We start from the raw sequence: 22,665 nt of genomic DNA on the forward strand, positions 1-22,665 counted from the left end.
TTTTAATCTTAATTAATTTTTAATTAAAAACTTTTTAGAAGAATTAATAAATTTGTAAAAAAATGATTAATTTTTTAATTTTTTATTGTTTATTTTTATAAGTTTTTTAATAATCATCATTTTATTTGTTTTTTATTTAAACAAGTTCTTGTTGTGTTTGCAAACTTTAATTGAAAAATAATTTATGATAAAACTTAAATAAATTTATATGGTATTTTTTATGGTAAGAAAAAAAATAATTTTAACTACAATTATAGCTTCTTTATCAGGAGCATCAATTGGTTTTATACCTAGTTTTGTGATTAATAAAAAATCATCTTATAAAATTAGTAATGCAAATATTAACGATCAATCAAATAATTTAAGTAATAATAATCTTATAAATGAAGAATTAAATAAATTAACACCAACTCAAGCAAATAGTCAAAATACATTTTTATCTGCAAAAACAGGACCAATAGTTTATTGAGGGTCAAAAATTTCTTCTTTGGATTGATTTGGTGGAGAAAGATGAAGTGTTGATTTAGATACAATGATGGAAAATCCTTTTAAAACTGGGGATTGAAAAAGAAGTTGATTTAACTATGATTATGATAGAACAAACAATATTTTGTATATTCTAACTAGTGGTGCTAGTTGAAGTAATGTTAAACAAAGATTGTTAGCAATAGATGTTGAAACTGGAAAAGACGCATTTACAGGTAAAGAAATAAATGAGCAAAACAAAATTAGCTCAATTGATTTCCCTCAAACTAATTCTGATGTTAGGTTTCTTACTGTTTTGAAAAACGGTAATGTTTTAATGTATGGTGGAGCAAAAACCGGATTAAATGGTAATGCATATTTATATGATAAAAATCAAAATAAAATTGAAACAGTTAACCATAAATTTGAAGAACATATGAATATTATTTCTAAACCAAGTGATTCTAAGTGATATTTTTTTAATTTAATACCAGTATCAAATAATAGAAATCTTGTTGAAATTGTTAATTTTACAACTAAATCTGGTGTTGATATTGGTAATGGTGTTAATGATGCAAACTTTAATGTTTATTTTATTTTAGTTGATGATAAATTGAACATAATAAAAAATAATAAGTGATCTAAACCAAAACTAGCTGCAAACGGAATAAACGGTTATAAAAACAGTAAAATAACACCACAACGTGATTATTATTATTTTGCCGATGGAAAAGTTGTTACTGTTCTTTATAACAGAATAATTATTGTAGATCCTAATGGAGATGTTGATTTTAAATCTTTAAAATTATCAGATGAAGATAAATGAGTTTTATCATGAACATTTGATAGTGGAGAAAATTTATTTTTTAAATATAAAGATGATGGTTTTATTTATGCTTCATCTTCAACATCTGTAAAATCAACACAAGATAATAGTTTAGTTAACTTAAACACTTATTTTGATATTAATAGTTCAAGTCAAAATGGGGTTAATAAATATGCTAAAGATTATATTCTTTATAATGTCCATGGATATTATGGTCAGATAATGATGTTGAATTCTTATTTTAATACTGATCCAAATTTTAAAGATAAATCAGAAGAAGAAATCGTTGCAAATCAATATGGATTGGCTGTGGCTATAACTTCAAATGAAAATAATCCTTTATTTGGGGATATAAAAGGTTTGCTAAACACAGATAAAGCATTTATAAAATCATCTGATTTTTCAATTGATGATTCTATATTAAACAATAAACTTCCTAGTGAAATATCAAGACAAGATTTAACAATAACTAATGATGGTTTCTTTACACAAAATACAGAAAAAAACAATAATGGGACATTAAAATATCCTCAATTTGTCAAAGAAGTAATAAATGATGATGGAAAAAAGAATGGTGATCAAGGAAATTTAAGAATAACAGCTAACATCGATCAAATTCCATGATTTGTTAACAATAATGTTATGCCATCAGATATTGCACCTTTAACAATAACTAAATGATTTAACACAAAACAAAAAATTTCTGATAGGGTTAACTGAAAAGATGTTAATTTAGATTATGATTTTAAAAATACATTACCATCAAAGGTAACAGTAGATGACGTTAAAAGATTTAGTCCTTTTTCTATTAATATAACATCACAAAAAACAACAATTGGCGGTGTGTCTTATCCAAAAGAAGAATATAAGATAACTGAAAGAAAAGATGAAACTGGCGAAATAAAAATAACAATGGAATATTCATATCTTCCTATTGATGTTGAAGCAAAAAGTGAAAATATTTTAAAACAAACATTTGAAAAAACATTCAATATTTTTAAAACTAGTGATGAGAAAAAATTTAATTTTGTTGGAAATGGGCAAACAGAAGAAAACATAAATTCCATTCCTCAGTTAAAGGAATTGAGTGAATCAAATTTGTTACCAAGTAGTATATCAAGTGAAGATAATTCGTCAATTTTAAGATTTATTAATACTGATACATCTAGTGGTTATCCATTAAGTAAAATGAAATTTAATGTTACTCCAAACGATAATAATGGTACTTTAAAAATAACTGCTGTATTACCTAAAGAATATTATGGGGACCAAGAAGATAAAGTTTTCACTAAAACATATACTGGTTTAAATAAAACATCCAATTATAAATTTATTTTTAATGCCAATCCAAAAGAGTTTAATAAAAATTCGTATAGACCAAGTGAAGTAAGTGAACAAGATATTTATAAATATTTTGTTATGTATAGTGGATATAACTCTTCTGATTTATCTATTAATCTTCAACCAAATGATGAAACAGGGGAACTTCAAGTAACATTTTATTTAAATGGTGATTATCCAGAATCAATAGCAAATAACTATAATGGATTTGTTAAAACAGAAAATGGCTATGAATATGTTGTAAAAGTAGACGGTTTCCAAACTAATGATGAATATGAAAAACAATATCAAGTGAATTTTATTGATGACAATGATTTTTCATTAAATGACATTAAAAAATTTACACCTAAACAAATAAGTCTTTCATTAAAAAACATTTCATCAAAAATAGATGATAATAAAAACATCATAATAAATGGTAAAGAAATAAAAACTGAAGAAGAATTAGCAAAAGCATTGATTAAATCAACAGGAAGTAAAATTCCAAAAGTAGAAGATTTGAATCAAAATAATTTTTCGTATGAAATTTATTATAATGATCCAAATGGTGAAATAACTATTAAATTAACTTTTAAAAATATTCAAGACATAAATAGTGATTTGGTTTTTATTCAAAGATATACAGGTTTTGCAAAAGGTAATCAAGTTACAACAAATGATATATTATCTTTTAAAACTCAAGATAAATTGATGTTTGACAATAGTGAATTAAAAAAATTATTACCTAGTGAAATTGCAAGTATGTTAAATGATAAAAATTCTAGAGTAAAAGAATTAAATAAATTTCTTAACTATTATTCTGGTGATTATAAAAAATCAATAGATAATAATAAATTTGATTTGGATGTTGTTTATGATGATATTTTTGGATATTTAACTATTAAAATAGTATTTGACAGAACTGATATTGTTGATACAAATTCATTATTATCTTATACTGCTACATACAATGGTTTTATGCATGAATAATGAAAAAATTATTTTTTAACTTATATAAAAATTTAATTAAATATTTTAGTTTGGTTTACTCAAAAGCAACATTTATTTAAATTTGCTGGGTTTTATAGTATTATGTTTTTTTGTTATTATATTAATGATAATAAGAGGTCATTAAAATGAAGAGAAGTTTAAAATGAGTATTATTTGCAACTTCATTAAGTTCTTTGGTTTTAGCTTCTGGTATAGTTATTGGTAGTACAAATATAATAAGGTTACCAGGAAATTCAACAAATAATGGTCATGGAGATGGTAATAACAATGGTGGTGAAGATAATAAACCAAATGAATTTGTTAAGCCGCAATTAAAATCATCAATAAAAGGTATAGGTAGTTTGGATAAATTTATAACTACGTCTAGTAAGGCAGATGATGTTAATAAAAATTTTAATAATGTAATCAATGGTAATAAAGAACAAATTATTAGTAATTGAACTGATATTCCAGAAGATCAACAAAAGTTAATAAATATAAATTCAAAAGTGAAAAATTGAGATAATAATTCTTGAGGTTCAGAAACTTTTTCTGAGTGGTCATCAAAAAATCAGCCAACCACTATGGTTTGAAAAGGTTTTGGAGAATCACCGAATACTAATGAGAAAATAGATTTTAAATCCAATTCTGGATTGAAAGATTTTTTTGACACTAATCTTGATAAGATTGCTAAAAATTCACTAGAAAATTTTGATAATAAAAAAGCAAGTTTGGCCAATTCAGATATTGTAATAGGAGATAATGGTGAATTATTAGTTGGTGTTTCAGTAAGCGATAATCAGCAACCAGCTACAATTAAAAAATTTAATTCAGAAACAACAGATGAAAGTGTAAAAAATTATGTGTTATCAATTCCGGCAGATAATGTTAATTTTTTACCTGAATTAAGTATAGAAACAACTTATGGTGCAGATGATAATAATCTTACTTTATCATCAGATGTATCTTTTGTTTATACTGTTACTAGCAATGAAACAAAAGAGCACGTTTTTTCAAGCAAATCTAATTCAAAAAAAGTAATTATTTTAGATGAAAAAAGTAATGATAATAATTCTATTGGTTTAATAACATCACCTATCAAGGATATTGATATATTAAAATCATTAAAATGAGTTACAGATGGAAAAGAATTAACAGATCATGTAGATGGTAATGAAATTGATGCAACTGAATTGAATGAGGATCAAATAATTAATGATCTTGAAATTACAAATCTAACAAAAGATAGATTATTGGGTATTCAAATTGAAATGAAAACAAGAGACATAAATAGTGCAGATTTTAATGGTGAATACTCTATACTTATATTTACAACATTATCACAACAGTCTAATAATGATATAGATTTAAATTTAAATTTCACAACTTATAAAATAGTTTCTGAATTACCAACAGAAGAAAAAAAATCATCTGTACCACTACAATTAAATGTTCCTAATGCTTATTATGTAGATAAGATTGGCGAATCTAATATATTTTTAGGACTTAGGAATGAAAAAATGGCTAATTATTATTTAGAATCTGCCCTTACTTTTGGTTCAAAAGGTCATGAAACAAATGAGGATAATTATTTTGCGGCTTTTAAACAAAATTTTACAAGTGTTAATTCAGAAAGATTTAAAGAATTGTTAATAAAGATAGATGCAAATAAAGAAAACAATATAAAATTATTTGGATATATAGAATTTACTGGTATTTCTGTAACAGGTGATGCAGATAATTTATCTTTAGAAATTACTATTCAACCAAAAAAAGGCTTTACATTTAAAAAAGCTTTTAATATTACTGAAAATGAAAAAAATATTACATATAATCAAAATTCAGAAAGTAGAAAACTTATTATATCTGGTTCTATAACTGCAACTGCAGCATCTGGTGACAAAATGTATAGGGGTTTTCTTGCTTCTAATACATATGAACCAACACAACAAATACCTTTAAATTTAGAAAAAGCTTAGTTAAATATTTTTTAATTATTAATTAATTTTGAACAGATTTTAATTTAACAAAATCTGTTTTTTTAACTTTTGTTCTAATTTTCAAAAAATCAAAAACAATTAAATAAATTTTTAGTATTTTCAAAATTAAAAACTTTAATTTTTTATTCTAAAAATAATTTAAATTATTTGTCGCTTAACAAAACCTCTTATTTTTTTAATGTAAAATTTAATTCCAAAAACATTTTTATATCTAATTTGTTAAAAATGGTTTATTGAATATGATTTTTATTTTTAATAGAATATAAAAATACTATATGTAATAAGGGAGTTAAAATGACTAAAAAAAGCAAATTATTAATAAGTGTTATTGGTTCTACGTTTATTTTGGGAACCGCATTAACAGTAACAAGTATACAAATAAATGATGCATTAAAAATAAAAGATAGTGGGACTTTAGACAATAAAACTTTTTCTGATGAACCATTATCATCTAATTTAATGGATGAAAAATATCCATTAGTTGCATCACAAGCTAATGGTCAAAATGCATATTTATCTGCAAAAACAGGTCCAATAGTTTATTGGGGGGATAAAATAACTTCCTTAGATTGATTCGGCGCTGAAAGATGAAGTGTTGATATGAATAAAGTATTGACATCGCCAACTCATGATGGAGATTGAAAAAGAGCTTGATTTAACTGAGATTATGATAGAGAAAATGATGTTCTTTGAATATTATCTGCTGGTAATTGAAAACCTGGAACAAATGTTAATCAAAAACTAATAGCAATTGATGTTAAAACAGGTAACGATTTTTTTAATAAAAATAAATCATACAAAGAAATACCATTCCCTAAAAATATGACTGATGTTAGATTCTTATCAGTATTAAAATCTGGTGATGTATTAATGTATGGTGGTGCTAGATTACCATTAAATTCAGAAGCATATATTTATAGTAAATCTGAAGATAAAATTACAGCTATTTCTTATAATTTTAATGATGCTTTAAATTCTGTTGTAAGAGCCAATCGTTCATTTAGATGATATTTTTTCAATTTGATTTCAATAGGTAATAATCTTAATGTTGCACAATTTGTTCAATTTCCTGATGGTTCTGCGCAAACATCAAGTTTTGATGTTTATGGTATTTTGGTAAATGACAATTTACAACAGGTAAAAAATAAGATTTGAGACAAACCAAAACTTATAACTAAAGGTCTTAATGGATTTAACAATAAACAAACAACACCACAAAGAGACTACTATTATCTTACAAATGGTAACGTGGTTACTGTTTTATATAATAAGTTGGTTCTTTTTGATCCAAGAACTACTGATGTTAAAGTTTTAAAATTAACTGATGATATTAAGTGAGTACAATCATGAACTTTTGATGCTAGTGATAATCTATACTTTAAATATAGAAGTGACACATTTATTTATAAAATTAATACATCTAATATCCAAGCAACACAGAATGATAATCTTTTAAGTCCTATTACTTATTTTGATATAGGTGGAGCAACAACAAATAATATCAATTCATACTCAAATAATTATGTTCTTTATAATGTTCATGGATATACTGGTCAAATAATGATGATAAACTCTATTTATAGAGATGACCCAAACTTTGGTAATATCACTGAAGATGATAAATTAAAAAACCAATATGGACTTGCAGTAGCTATAAGTGAAAATAGATTTAACCAAAATACTGGAGATGTAAAAGGTTTATTAAATACAGATAAAGCTTTTTTACAGGCTGCTAATTTTGAAATAAAAAAAGGTGTATTAGAAAACAAACTTCCATCAGAAATTACTAGTAATGATTTTGATTACTTAAATGAAAGTTTCTTAACCAGAAATAACGAAAGAGATGAAAAAGGTAATTTAAAATACCCAAGATTTACTAAGACGACAATTGATGATGAAAAAGGAAAAATCGAAGTTGAAGTTAACTTGGATCAAATACCTTGATTTGTTAATAATGGTCAAATGCCAAGTGATATAGCTCCTAAAACATTAAAATTTAGCTCAGACAAATCTGATAAGATTTCTTCTAGAATTACATGAAAAGATTCAAATTTTGATTATGATTTTAAAAACACACTTCCATCTAAATTGACTGATGAAGATGTCTATAGATTTGATCCTTTTTCAATTAATATTCAATCTCAAATATTAAGCATAGGCAATGTAAGTTATCCTAACAAAAAATATGAAATAGTAAAAAGAGATGACACAACTGGTAATGTAACCATAAAAACAACTTTTCAATATTTACCATTAGGTGTTGATCAAAAACAAAAAAATATTTTAACTTATTCTGAAGAAAAAGAATACAAGATTTTTAATAAAACTATGAGTCATAATCTAGTTTTTGTTGGTAATGGAGGAGAAAAAGAAGATATAAAAAATATACCCGAATTAAAGGGTTTAAGTGAATCAAATTTATTACCATCATCTTTTAACACAAAAGATTTAACAAGTATTTTAAAATTTATAAATACAGATCGATCAACAGGTTATCCTATTAGCAAAATGACATTTAAAATAATTCCAAACGATATAGATGGAACTATTACAATAACAGGGTCTTTACCTGATGGCTATTATTCTGACGATAACAATAAAACTTTTACTAAAACATATATTGGTTTAAACAAAATATCAGATTATAAATTTTCAACATATAGTAATCCAACAAATTTTGTTAAAAAATCAAAAAGACCTAGCGAAATAACAATTAATGATGTTTTTAACAATTTTGTATCATATAGTGGATACAATTCATCTAATGTTAGTTTGGAATTAATTCCTAATGATAAGGATGGTATATTAACAATTAAATATATTTTAAGTAGTCATTATAATGATTCAATTGGACTTTTAAATGGTTTTACAAAAGATACTAACGGAACATACTATAGATTAGATGTAGTCAGTGGTTTCAAAACAACAGAAGAATATGAATCACAATTTTTATTAAAATTCTATGATGATAATGATGTAATATTAAATGAAATTAAAAAATACACTCCTCAACAAATTAATCAAACACTTAATCAAGAAGGAGAAACTCATAACAATATAGTTTTAAAAATAGGTAATAAAGTAATTAAGAACACTAAAGAACTATGTCAAGCATTAATAAAAGAAAAAGGATCTAGTATTAGTCAAATACAAACAGAACCTGATATAAATGTTTATTATAATGATCCAAATGGTGAAATAACCATTAAATTAACTTATAAAAATGTTAATAATGGTGAAGATTTAGTATTCATTCAAAGATTTACAGGTTTTGCTAGAGGAAATCAAGTTACAACGAATGATGTATTTAGTTTTAAAACAAATTCTAGATTATTTAGTGATAATAATTCTTTAAAAACTGCTATTCCTTCATCAATAAAAACCGATCTTTTGAATAAAAAAATTGATATTAGAGATTTTATTAATTACCATTCTGGTGATTATATAAAAGCTATAGAAGAGAATAATTACAGTTTGGAAATAGTGGCTAATGATATATATGGCTATTTGACTATCAAAATATCTTTTGATCAATTATCAATTAAAGACACTAAATCATTATTGTCTTATACTGTAACTTATAATGGATTTATGACAGAATAAAATTTTAATATTTTTGGCTTAAAATAGTTTCTAAATAATTATGAGATTTATTGATTGTTTAATTAAATTTATTTTTTTAACTTAATCTATAAAGTTAACAACATAATTTGTTGTTAACTGCTCGACTGACATGTGAAGTGCAACACTCGAAAAAGAGTGTGCACTTCATTTGTTTTGTTTGTAAGTGTTCACTAATAAAAAGATAATGAATATTAGGAGTGCTTATGAAAACTTATAAACATTTAACAAAAGAAGAAAGATGCTTAATTTATTTTCTTTGAAATAAAGAAAAATATTCTATGAATAAGATTGCAAAAATCTTAAATAAAAACAAATCAACAATATCAAGAGAGTTGAAGAGAAACACATCTTCAGCAGGAATTTATTATTCATCATCTGCTCACAAAAAATACATTAGAAGAAAATCAAATTGTCATATGTTTTTTATGTTGAAGTACAAAAACTTCACAGATCTTTTTATTCAAAAATTTAATCCTAAATCTCATGGTGTAGAAGCTACAATTTTTTGAATAAAAGAAAACTATCCATTAGTTAAAGTTCCAAGTGCTAGGCAAGTATTTAGATGAATCAATAGCAAGATTTGAAAGATACAAAGAAGAGATTGTTTAAGAAGAAAATATGTTAAAGAAAAAAGAAGAAAAATAGGTATATTTTCTAAAATTTATGGAAAATACTGCATTCCTTATAGTCTAAGACCAGAAAAGATAAACAATAGAAAAGAATTTGGACATTGAGAAGCTGATCTAATAGTTAGTAAAAGGCAAAGTGGTTATTACCACTTATTAACATTAGTAGAAAGAAAAACAAGGTTGGCAATTATTAGAAAAATAAAAGGGAAAAACGCTAGATCAATGATGGCTAAAATGTATACCATTATTCGAGATGAAAAACTCCCAATAAAAAGCATCACTGTTGATAATGGGTTAGAGTTTCAAATGATGGGAATAACTGCAAAACAATTCAACTTTAAAGTTTATTATTGCCAACCTTATTCTTCATTCCAAAGAGGGTCCAACGAGAACATAAATGGGATAGTTAGAAGATGATATAAAAAAGGAACTGACTTCAGTTTAGTAAGTGAAGATAAAATAAAAACTCTTGAATGAAAAGTAAACAACATCCCAAGAAAAATGTTTGGTTATAAAACAGCTTACCAAATGTATCAAGAAAATATTTAAAACAAAAAACTCTCAACTTATATTTCAAAGTCGAGAGTTTAATGTAACATTGAAGTGTTGCACTTCACATGTCAGTTAGGGAGTTAACAACATAATTTGTTGTTAACTTTTTCATTTAAAACCAAACTTATTTAAATTAATAATTTGAAAAAATAATTTTTTAATCTAATAAAATGACTAACAAAATGTGTTGAAAATATTGCTTCTATTAAATATTAGTTTATTTTGAATATGAATATTATATGTCTTGTTGTAATGTTGACTATTGTTTTTTTGACCATAGAATTATTATAAGTCTTATTAAAACTTTTAATTTAAAGTGAGAGAGGATTTTATATGGGCAAAAAAAGTAAGGTCATACTTACAATAGTTTCATCTATATTTTCTATAGGAATGATATCTTCAGTTGCAGGATTATCTTTGAATTATGGAAATGAGATTTTTAAAAATGGGTTTAATTCAGAAAAATTTTCACCAGAAATTTTTGACACAAACACTATGAACGAAGAATACCCTTTAGTTCCTACACAAGCAAACGGTCAAAATGCATATCTTTCTGCAAAAACTGGTCCAATTGTTTATTGAGGAGATAAAATAACTTCTTTAGATTGATTTGGGGCTGAAAGATGAAGTGTTGATATAAGTAAAATAATCGATAACCCACATAGTCAAGGTGATTGAAAAAGAACATGATTTAATTGAGATTATGATAGAACAAATGATGTTCTATGAATATTAACTGCAGGAAATTGAAGAACAGAACATAAAGTTACTCAAAAACTTATAGCTATAGATGTTAGAAATGGTAATGACTATTTCACTAATTCAAAGCCTACTAAATATAAACAAATAAATTTTCCTGGTGTTAGTACTGATGTTAGATTCTTATCAGTGTTAAAATCTGGTGATGTGTTAATGTATGGTGGTGCAAGATTAAACACAAAATCAGAAGCGTATATTTATAGAAAATCAACACAACAGATAGAAAAAATTTCATATGATTTTACAGCAACTTTAAATGAAGCAGTAAGTCAAAATAACAATTTTAAATGATATTTTTTTAATTTAATTTCAATCGGGAATAATAAAAATATAGTTGAGTTTGTTCAATTTCCTACAACATCTAATACATCTAGTTTTAATGTTTATGGAATTTTAGTTGATGATAATTTAAATCAAATTAAAAACGATCATTGACCAAAGGCTATGTTAATTGCAAAAGGTTTGGATGGATATAATAACAAACAAACTACACCACAAAGAGATTATTATTACTTAACCAATGGTTTAGTTGTTACAATCCTTTATAATAGATTGGTTATTTTTGATCCAAATAGCACATCTATGAGAGTATTGAAACTAACAGATGAAACAAAATGAGTTCAATCTTGAACATTTGATGCTAGTGATAACTTATATTTCAAATATAGAAAAGACACATCAATTTATAAGATAAACACAAATAATATTCAATCAACAGAAAATGGAAATCTTTTAAATTCATCAACATATTTTGATATAAGTGGTGCAGTGAAAGATAATGTAAATGAATATGCAGATAATTATATTCTTTATAATGTGCATGGATATACTGGTCAAATAATGATGATAAATTCTGTTTATAATGATGACCCAAATTTTAAACCAATTTCTCCTGAAGATCAAATCAAAAATCAATATGGACTTGCAGTAGCTATTAGTGAAAATAAAAATAATACTAATGAAGGTGATATGAAGGGTTTATTAAACACAGACAAAGCCTTTTTAAAGGCTGCTAATTTCGAGATAAAAAGTGATGTTTTAAAAAATAAATTACCTTCAGAAATAACTAGTGAAGATTTTAATTATCTTAATGAAAGTTTTTTGACAAGAAACAATGAAAGAAATGAATCAGGCGAACTAAAATATCCATAGTTTGTAAAAACAATTAATGATGAAACAGGTGAAATAAATGTTGAAGTAAATCTAGATCAAATTCCATGATTTGTAAATAATGGTCAAATGCCAAGTGATATAGCTCCAAAAAAATTAACTTTCTCATCAAAAGATGCAAACAAAATTAAAGATAGAGTAAGTTGAAAAGATGTGAATTTAGATTATGATTTTAAAAACACATTGCCATCAAAAGTTACTGATCAAGATATTAAAAGATTTGATCCTTTTTCTATTAATATAAATTCACAAAGAACAACCATTTCTGGTGTTAGTTATCCTAATAAGTCTTATCAAATAATGAGTCATGATGATAAAAAAGGAACTATTAAAATTAAGGCAATTTTTAATTATATTCCTCTTGGTTTAGAAGCAAGAAATAATAATGTTAAAAAATATGAAGAAGAAAAAGAATACAATATATTCAAACTTGGAACAGATGCAAATTTAGATTTTATTGGAACTAACAATGATTCTGAAGATATAAGAAACATTCCTGAATTAAAAGAATTAAGTGAATCTAATTTGTTACCTTCATCTTTTAATACAAGTGATATTTCAAATATACTTAAATTTATAAATACTGATAAATCACAAGGTTATCCAATAAGCAAAATGATTTTTGATATTAAAACAGATGATACCAATGGAACTATTACAATTAGCGGTTATCTTCCTTCAGATTATTATCCAAACCAGAAAAATAAAGTTTACACTAAAACATATACTGGTTTAAACAAGATAAGTGATTATACTTTTCTATTAAATACAAATCCAAATAATTTTAACAAAAAGGAAAAAAGACCTAGTGAAATTACTATAAGTGATATTTATAATAATTTTTTAAAATATAGTGGATATAACTCGTCTGATTTAAAATTGGAATTAATTCCAAACGATGCTGAAGGTAAATTATCTCTTAAGTTTATTCTTAATGGCGGCTATCCAAATTCAATTGGCAATCTTAATGGCTTTAGTGCAAGCGAAGATGGGAATTATGTAAGGATTGATGAAATTACAGATTTTAAGACAACCTCTGAATATGAATCACAATTTTCATTGATATTTTTAGATGATAATGATAAATCTTTGAATGATATTAAAAGATACACGCCACAACAAATCAATCAAACATTAAATAATGATGCATCTCATAGTAGTGATATAAAACTAACTATTGGTGGAAAAGAAATTAAAGATACAAAATCATTGGCTGAAGCACTTATTAAAAAGAAAGGTTCAAGTATTGAATCAATACAAACACAACCTGATATTAATGTTTACTATAATGATCCAAATGGTGAAATTACTGTAAAAATAACTTATAAAAATGCTATTAATGATGGGGATTTGGTATTTATAGAAAGATATACTGGTTTCGCAAAAGGGAATCAAGTTACAACTAATGATGTCTTTAGTTTTAAAACTAATTCTAGATTGTTTAATGATAATTTATCTTTTAAAGATACATTACCTACATCTATTAAAAAAGAAATAGAATCAAATAAAATCGATATCAAAGATTTTATAAATTATCATTCTGGTGATTATGTCAATGCAATAAATCAGAATAAATATAAATTAGAAATAACTACTGATGATATACATGGTTACTTAACTATTAAAATTGTATTTGATAGATCTTCAATTAATGATGAACGTTCATTATTGTCTTATACAGCAACATATAGCGGTTTTATGACAGAATAAAATTTGATATCAATTTTTTATAAAAATTTGCAATTGTAAATAAATCAATTTTTATCCACATTTATTTGTGGATTTTTTTTATTTTTCATAAAATTTTTTATTAATGCCAAAATAATGTATATATAAAAATATTTGTTTATATAATTTTTTTTAATATGCCACTTTTTGATTAAATAAAATTTAATTAAATTCATTAAAGACAATTTATTTAATCTAATTTGTTTTTAAATGATAAAGAAAATTTTTCTTATATTTGCATTTAATAAAGTGCTCATTATTTTAGTTATAAAAAATATTAAAAAAAAGTTTTACTAATATTACAAAATTGTTGATTTTTTAAAAAAACAAGCATCATTGACTATTGTTTTTTTGCGCATAAAATTATATAAACGTTATAAATTTCGAATTATAACACGAAAGGTTTTATATGAATAAAAAAGGTAAATTATTGCTTATGATTGTTCCTTCCATATTTTCTATGGGAGTAATATCATCTGTAATTGGATTATATTCAAGTAAAAATAATAATATAACTAAAAATATTATTAATTCAAATGAATTTTTTCCAGAAAACATTGAATCTAATTCAATTGAAAATGAATATCCATTAGTTGCTACTCAAGCTAATGGGCAAAATGCATATTTATCTGCAAAAACTGGACCAATAGTTTATTGGGGTGAAAAAATTACATCTCTTGATTGATTTGGTGCTGAAAGATGAAGTATTGATATCAGTAAAGTAATGAATAATCCTTATAAAAATGGAGATTGAAAAAGATCATGATTTAATTGAGATTATGATAGAGAAAATGATGTTCTTTGAATTTTAACTGCAGGAAGCTATAAAGAAAACAACATTACTCAAAAGTTAATGGGAATTGATGTAAAAACAGGCAATGACTATTTCACAAATTCTAAACCAGAAAAATATACTGAAGTTAAATTCCCTTCAGTTAAAACAGATGTTAGATTTTTATCTGTATTAAAATCTGGCGATGTACTAATGTATGGTGGTGCAAGGTTAGGTCCAAATTCTAGTGCTTATCTTTATAAAAAAGATAAAAAAGAAATCGTTACTGTTCCTTATAATTTCAAAAACTCGTTAGATAAAGTTGGAACAAGCAATACAGGATTTTCTTGATATTTTTTTAACTTAATATCTATTGGAAATGATTTAAACATTGCTCAATTTGTTCAATTTCCAACGGGAACAACTTCTAGTTTTGATGTTTATGGAATATTAGTTAATAATAATTTACAAGAAATCAAAAAAAATAATTGAGAAAAACCTTTATTAATAGCAAACGGTTTAAAAGGGTTTGACACAAAACAAACTACACCTCAAAGGGATTATTATTATCTTACAAACGGTACAGTTGTTACTGTTTTATATAATAAATTAGTATTATTTGATCCATTAACTACTGATATGAAAGTTCTTAGATTAACAGATGATATTAAATGAGTTCAATCTTGAACTTTTGATGCCAGTGATAATTTATATTATAAATTTAGAGATGATAACACAATTTATAAAATTAATACTACAAGCATACAATCATCAACAAATAATAATCTACTTAGTCCTATAACTTATTTTGATATAGGTGGAGCGACAACCAACAATATTAATAAGTATGCAAATAATTACATTCTTTATAATGTTCATGGATATACTGGTCAAATTATGATGATAAATTCTTTATATAAAGAAGACCCTAATTTTCCACATAAAACAGATGAAGAAATTAAAAATAATCAATATGGTTTAGCTGTTGCCATTAGCGAAAATAGAAATGACCAAGATAAGGGTGATATAAAAGGTCTTTTAAATACAAAAGATGCATTTTTACAAGCGGCAAACTTCAAAATAAAAGATGGCGTTTTGAAAAATAAACTTCCATCAGAAATTACTAGTAATGATTTTGATTATTTAAATGGAAGTTGCTCGACTGACATGTGAAGTGCAACACTCGAAAAAGAGTGTGCACTTCATTTGTTTTGTTTGTAAGTGTTCACTAATAAAAAGATAATGAATATTAGGAGTGCTTATGAAAACTTATAAACATTTAACAAAAGAAGAAAGATGCTTAATTTATTTTCTTTGAAATAAAGAAAAATATTCTATGAATAAGATTGCAAAAATCTTAAATAAAAACAAATCAACAATATCAAGAGAATTAAAAAGAAACACATCTTCAACAGGAATTTATTATTCATCAAATGCTCACAAAAAATACATTAGAAGAAAATCAAATTGTCATATGTTTTTTATGTTGAAGTACAAAAACTTCACAGATCTTTTTATTAAAAAATTTAATCCTAAATCTCATGGTGTAGAAGCTACAATTTTTTGAATAAAAGAAAACTATCCATTAGTTAAAGTTCCAAGTGCTAGGCAAGTATTTAGATGAATCAATAGCAAGATTTGAAAGATACAAAGAAGAGATTGTTTAAGAAGAAAATATGTTAAAGGAAAAAGAAGAAAAATAGGTATATTTTCTAAAATTGATGGAAAATACTGCATTCCTTATAGTCTAAGACCAGAAAAGATAAACAAAAGAAAAGAATTTGGACATTGAGAAGCTGATCTAATAGTTAGTAAAAGGCAAAGTGGTTATTACCACTTATTAACATTAGTAGAAAGAAAAACAAGGTTGGCAATTATTAGAAAAATAAAAGGTAAAAACGCTAGATCAATGATGGCTAAAATGTATACCATTATTCGAGATGAAAAACTCCCAATAAAAAGCATCACTGTTGATAATGGGTTAGAGTTTCAAATGATGGGAATAACTGCAAAACAATTCAACTTTAAAGTTTATTATTGCCAACCTTATTCTTCATTCCAAAGAGGGTCCAACGAGAACATAAATGGGATAGTTAGAAGATGATATAAAAAAGGAACTGACTTCAGTTTAGTAAGTGAAGATAAAATAAAAACTCTTGAATGAAAAGTAAACAACATCCCAAGAAAAATGTTTGGTTATAAAACAGCTTACCAAATGTATCAAGAAAATATTTAAAACAAAAAACTCTCAACTTATATTTCAAAGTCGAGAGTTTAATGTAACATTGAAGTGTTGCACTTCACATGTCAGTTAGGGAACTTCCATCAGAAATTACTAGTAATGATTTTGATTATTTAAATGGAAGTTTTTTAACTAGAAATAATTCAGTAGATGAAAGTGGTAAGCTTAAATATCCTCAATTTGTTAAAGAAATCAATGATGAAGAAGGTACTATAAAAGTGCAAGTTAATTTAGATCAAATTCCTTGATTTGTTTCAAATGGTCAAATGCCAAGTGATATAGCTCCAAAAACTCTATCTTTTGAATCATCAAGTGCAGATAAAATATCTTCAAGGGTAACCTGAAAAAATGTAGATTTAGATTATGACTTTAAAAATACTTTACCAACTAAATTAACAATCGATGATATTAATAGATTTGACCCATTTACAATTAACATTCAGTCTCAAAATACAAAACTTAATAATGTATCATATCCTAAAAAAGAATATAGCATTGTAGAAAAAAATGATAAAACTGGTATTGTAAAAATTAAAGCAACTTTTAAATATATTCCATTAGGTGTTGATTTAAAAGAAACAAATATACAAACTTATAATGTAGAAAAAGAGTATAAAATTTTTAGTTCTGATGAACAACATCAATTAGTTTTTATAGGTAATAAAAATAATGAAACAGAAAATATAAAAGATATTCCTGAATTGAAAGAATTAAGTGAGTCTAATTTATTACCATCTTCTTTCAATGCAACAGACCCATCAAGTATTTTAAAATTTATTAATACAGATAACTCAGCAGGATATCCTTTAAGTAAAATGTCATTTAATATTGAACCAAATGATAATGAAGGAACAATCACTATTTCTTGTTCTTTGCCAGATGATTATTATCCTGACCAAAAGAATGAAACATTTAAAAAGACTTATACTGGATTAAATAAAATTTCAGATTATAGTTTGATAATCAATGATAAGGCAACATCTTTTAACAAAAAACAGTATAGACCATCTGAAATTAACGAACAAGAAATTTATGATCATTTTATTCAATACAAAGGTTTTAACTCATCAGATATCAAATTAGAACTTACTCCAAATGATGAAACAGGAGTTCTAAATTTAAAATTAATTCTTGATGGTTCCTACCCATCAAGCGTTACTGCAAGTTGAGGTTTTGTTAAAGAAAATAACCAATATATTAAGTTAGATTCTATTAATGGTTTTAAAACAACAGAAGAATATGAAAATCAATATGTTGTTAAATTTAAAGATGATAATGGAGAATCTTTAAGAGAAATTAAAAAATATACTCCAAACCAAATAAAGGATATATTAACATCAAAAAATGTAAATGAACATAAATTGTCTATTGATGGAAAAGAAATTCAAAGTGAATTAGATTTCGCTAAAAATGTAATTGAATCTAAAGGAACTAGTATTCCTGATGAATGAGATGAAAAGCATTTTCTTTATAACATTTATTACAATGACACAAATGGTGAAATAACTGTTAAATTGACTTTTAAAAATGTACCAGGTGTAGAATCTGATTTAGTTTTTATTCAAAGATTTACAGGATTTGCAAAGGGAAATCAAGTTCCAACAGAAGATATTTTTTCTTTTAAAACACAATCACAATTATTTGTAGACAATCCAAATTTTAAAAATATGTTACCTTCGTATATTGAAAAACAACTTAAAGATGAAACAAATGGTATAAATGAATTAAATAAATTTATAGGATTTTCATCAGATTCTTATACTAAAGGTATAAATGAAAGAAAGTATAAATTAGAAATTGTTTCAGATGATATACACGGATATATAACTTTGAAAATAATGTTTGATAATAATGTAGTAAATAATGAAAATTCATTACTTACATATACAGTAACTTATAGTGATTTTTTAACTGAATAATTTTTTAGTAATGGATATTATATTTAATTTAATGTCCATTACTTTTAATTACATATAAATGTTTAAGTTTGCATTTGCTATTTCTATAAGAAGATATTATGACTTTATAATTTTCTTAAGGTTGTTGATTATTGTTTTTTTTAAAAATAAAATTATATTAAGTGTTCTAACTTTTAGTTTATGAGATTTAAGGAGTTTTTTATGAATAAAAAAAATAAATTATTATTTGCAATAATTCCTTCAATTTTTACTATTGGAGTTATATCTTCGGTTACTACCTTATCCACTCAAAGGTACACAAACAAACTATTTAAAAATGATATGATTTCAGAAAATTCTTTAATAGGTAATTCTGAATTAAATGCATCAAAAGATGAATATCCACTTGTTGCGGCACAGGCTAATGGTCAAAATGCATATTTATCTACTAAAACAGGTCCAATAGTTTATTGAGGAGATAAGATTACATCTTTAGATTGATTTGGAGCTGAAAGATGAACAATTGATGTGTGAAGCATCTTATCATCACCAACACATGCAGGTGACTGAAAGAGAGCTTGATTTAATTGAGACTATGATAGAGATAATGACATACTTTGAATTTTAACTGCCGGTACATGAAAAACTGGTAACATAAATCAAAAACTTATTGGAATAGATGTAAAAACAGGAAACGATTATTTTAAAAATTCAAAACCAGATAAATATACAGAAATTCCATTTCCAGCAAATAAAACAGATGTTAGATTTTTGTCTGTTTTAAAATCAGGTGATGTCCTTATGTATGGTGGTGCAAGCTTGAGTCCAAATTCAAATGCTTATCTTTACAAAAAAGATAAAAATAAAATTGAAACAATATCTTATACTTTTAAAGATTCTTTAGATTCTGCTGTAACATCAACTAATGGTTTCTCATGATATTTTTTTAATTTAATTTCAATAGGAGATAATCTTAATATTGCTGAATTTGTTCAATTCCCAACAGGTTGTACATCAAGTTTTGATGTATATGGCATATTAGTTGATAATAATTTAAAAGAAGTTAAAAAAGGAAAATGAACAAAACCACAATTGATAGCTAATGGTTTAGAAGGTTTTAATAATAAACAAACAACACCGCAAAGAGATTATTATTATCTTACAAATGGTACTGTTCTTACTGTTTTGTATAATAGATTAGTTTTATTTGATCCTATTACAACAGAAATGAAAGTTCTTAGATTAACAGATGATATTAAATGAGTTCAATCATGAACTTTTAATGCTAGCGACAATCTATATTACAAATATAGAGATGGTAACATAATTTATAAAATAAACACTACAAATATTCAGTCATCGGCTAATAATAATCTTCTTAGTCCTACAACATATTTCGATATAAGTGGTGCAACCGGAAATGATGTAAACAAATATGCAAATAATTATATTCTTTACAATGTTCATGGTTATACAGGACAAATTATGATGATTAATTCTCGTTATAAAGAAGACCCAAATTTTGGTCAAATTTCACAAGAAGAAATATTAAAAAATAAATATGGACTTGCAGTAGCTATTAGTGAAAATAAAAACGATCAAGATAAAGGAGATATAAAAGGTCTTTTAAATACAGAAAACGCTTTTTTACAAGCAGCTAACTTTAAAATAAAAGATGGTGTTTTAAAAAATAAATTACCATCTGAAATAACAAGTAGTGATTTTGAATACTTAAATGAAAGTTTCTTAACGAGAAATAATTCTGTAGATGAAAATGGAAATCCAAAATATCCACAATTTACTAAAGAAATAGATGATGAAAAAGGTGAAATAAAAGTTCAAGTAAATTTGGACCAAATTCCTTGATTTGTTTCTAATGGTCAAATGCCAAATGATATAGCTCCAAAAACTTTAAAATTTGAGTCAACTGAAGCGAATAAAATATCTACAAGAGTAACTTGAAAAAATGCAGATCTTGACTATGATTTTAAAAATACATTACCTTCTAAATTAACTGATAATGATATTTATAGATTTGATCCATTTTCAATTAACATTCAATCTCAAAACATAAGATTAAATAATGTTTCATACCCAAACAAAAAGTATGATATTGTTGAAAAAAATGATGAAACAGGCCTTGTTAAAATTAAAACAACATTTGAATACTTACCTTTGGGTGTTGATTTAAAAAGCAATAACATTCAAACTTATAGTGAGATTAAAGAGTATAAAATATTTAATTCTAAACAAAAACATGAATTAGTATTTATAGGTAATAGTGGTAATGATACTGAAAATATAAAACAAATTCCAGAACTTAAAGAACTTAGTGAATCAAATTTATTACCTTCATCATTTAACAGTACAGATCCATCAAGTATTCTAAAATTTATTAATACTGAAAATTCTTCAGGATACCCACTTAGCAAAATGATATTTAATATAATACCAAATGATAATGATGGAACGATTACAATTACATGTTCATTGCCAGATGGTTATTACCCAGGAGAGCAAAATAAAATTTTTAAAAAAACTTACACAGGTTTAAATAAAATAACAGATTATAGTTTTATTGTTAATAAGCAATCTAATTCTTCTTTTAACAAAAAACAATATAGACCATCTGAAATTGATGAACAAGATATATATGAACATTTTATCCAATATAAAGGTTTTAATTCATCAGACATAAAATTAGAACTTTCACCAAATGATGAAAATGGTGAGTTAAATCTAAAACTAATTCTTGATGGTTCATATCCTCCAAGTGTTACGACAAATTGAGGTTTTGTTAAAGAAAACAATCAATATATTAAGTCAGATTCTATTGATGGATTTAAAACAACTGAAGAATATGAAAACCAATATGTTGTTAAATTTAAAGATGATAATGGGAAATCACTAAGGGAAATTAAAAAATATACACCAAACCAAATAAAAGATATATTAAAAGCAACAAAAATAAATGATCATAAATTATTTATTGATGGTGTAGAAATTAAAAATGAGTTAGATTTTGCAAAAAATGTAATCGAATCAAAAGGAACTAGCATTCCAGACAATTGAGATAATCAGCATTTTGGGTATGAAATTTACTACAATGACACTAATGGTGAAATAACAATTAAATTAACATTTAAAAACATACCAGGCACAGAATCAGATCTTGTTTTTATTCAAAGATATACAGGTTTTGCTAAGGGAAATCAGGTTCCAACAGAAGACATTTTTTCTTTCAAAACTCAAGCGCAATTATTTGTAGATAACCAAGATTTTAAAGATTTATTACCATCTGATATAGAAAGTCAATTGAAAGATAGTGAAAATGGAACAACTTTTTTAAACAAATTTATAGGTTTTTCATCAGAGGCTTATACTAATGGTTTGAATAACAAAAAATACAAATTAGAAATTGTTTCAAATGATATATATGGTTATATAACTTTAAAAATAATATTTGATAGCGATGTTGTTACTAATAAAGATTCACTTCTTGTGTACACAGCAACATACAATAATTTTTTAACTGAATAATTATTTCATTTTAAAATAAACCAAAATAATATTGCTACTTCATTTTTATTTCTTAATAAATAATTCAAAATATAGTAAGAATTCTTAGTTTTTATTTCGAAGCTAAGAATTTTATTTTTTACCTTTTGTTTTACTAGTATTTTGCACCAT

General features: G+C 24.8%; 10 protein-coding genes. All 10 read left to right on the forward strand.

Annotation, left to right across the window (positions count from 1 at the left end; translation table 4 throughout):
• Positions 1-220 precede the first annotated feature (220 nt).
• Complete coding sequence (locus EXC57_RS00890) at positions 221-3,601, forward strand: lipoprotein 17-related variable surface protein (RefSeq protein ID WP_129692517.1); 3,381 nt, start codon at positions 221-223, stop codon at positions 3,599-3,601.
• Between the two features lie 146 nt (positions 3,602-3,747).
• Complete coding sequence (locus tag EXC57_RS00895) at positions 3,748-5,580, forward strand: hypothetical protein (protein WP_129692518.1); 1,833 nt, start codon at positions 3,748-3,750, stop codon at positions 5,578-5,580.
• Between the two features lie 315 nt (positions 5,581-5,895).
• Entirely contained in the window at positions 5,896-9,204 is a 3,309-nt protein-coding gene (locus EXC57_RS00900) for a lipoprotein 17-related variable surface protein (RefSeq protein ID WP_129692519.1), read from the forward strand.
• Positions 9,205-9,428: 224 nt separating this feature from the next.
• A complete protein-coding gene (locus tag EXC57_RS00905) occupies positions 9,429-10,403 on the forward strand; it encodes an IS30 family transposase (RefSeq protein WP_129692520.1) in 975 nt (324 codons plus the stop codon).
• Between the two features lie 336 nt (positions 10,404-10,739).
• A complete protein-coding gene (locus tag EXC57_RS05245) occupies positions 10,740-12,317 on the forward strand; it encodes a hypothetical protein (RefSeq protein WP_229503180.1) in 1,578 nt (525 codons plus the stop codon).
• A gap of 87 nt (positions 12,318-12,404) precedes the next feature.
• Positions 12,405-14,045, forward strand: coding sequence for a lipoprotein 17-related variable surface protein (locus EXC57_RS05250; protein ID WP_229503181.1), 1,641 nt, complete (start codon positions 12,405-12,407; stop codon positions 14,043-14,045).
• A gap of 427 nt (positions 14,046-14,472) precedes the next feature.
• Entirely contained in the window at positions 14,473-16,056 is a 1,584-nt protein-coding gene (locus tag EXC57_RS00915; protein WP_229503182.1) for a hypothetical protein, read from the forward strand.
• A 40-nt stretch (positions 16,057-16,096) separates the two neighbouring features.
• Complete coding sequence (locus EXC57_RS00920; RefSeq protein WP_129692521.1) at positions 16,097-17,071, forward strand: IS30 family transposase; 975 nt, start codon at positions 16,097-16,099, stop codon at positions 17,069-17,071.
• Positions 17,072-17,139: 68 nt separating this feature from the next.
• Positions 17,140-18,996 (forward strand): lipoprotein 17-related variable surface protein, encoded by a 1,857-nt coding sequence (locus tag EXC57_RS00925; RefSeq protein ID WP_129692522.1) that lies wholly within the window; start codon positions 17,140-17,142, stop codon positions 18,994-18,996.
• Between the two features lie 201 nt (positions 18,997-19,197).
• Positions 19,198-22,515 (forward strand): lipoprotein 17-related variable surface protein, encoded by a 3,318-nt coding sequence (locus EXC57_RS00930; protein WP_129692523.1) that lies wholly within the window; start codon positions 19,198-19,200, stop codon positions 22,513-22,515.
• Positions 22,516-22,665 lie beyond the last annotated feature (150 nt).

It is taken from the genome of Malacoplasma iowae (genome assembly GCF_900660615.1).
Taxonomy (GTDB): Bacteria; Bacillota_I; Bacilli_A; order Mycoplasmatales; family Mycoplasmoidaceae; genus Malacoplasma; species Malacoplasma iowae.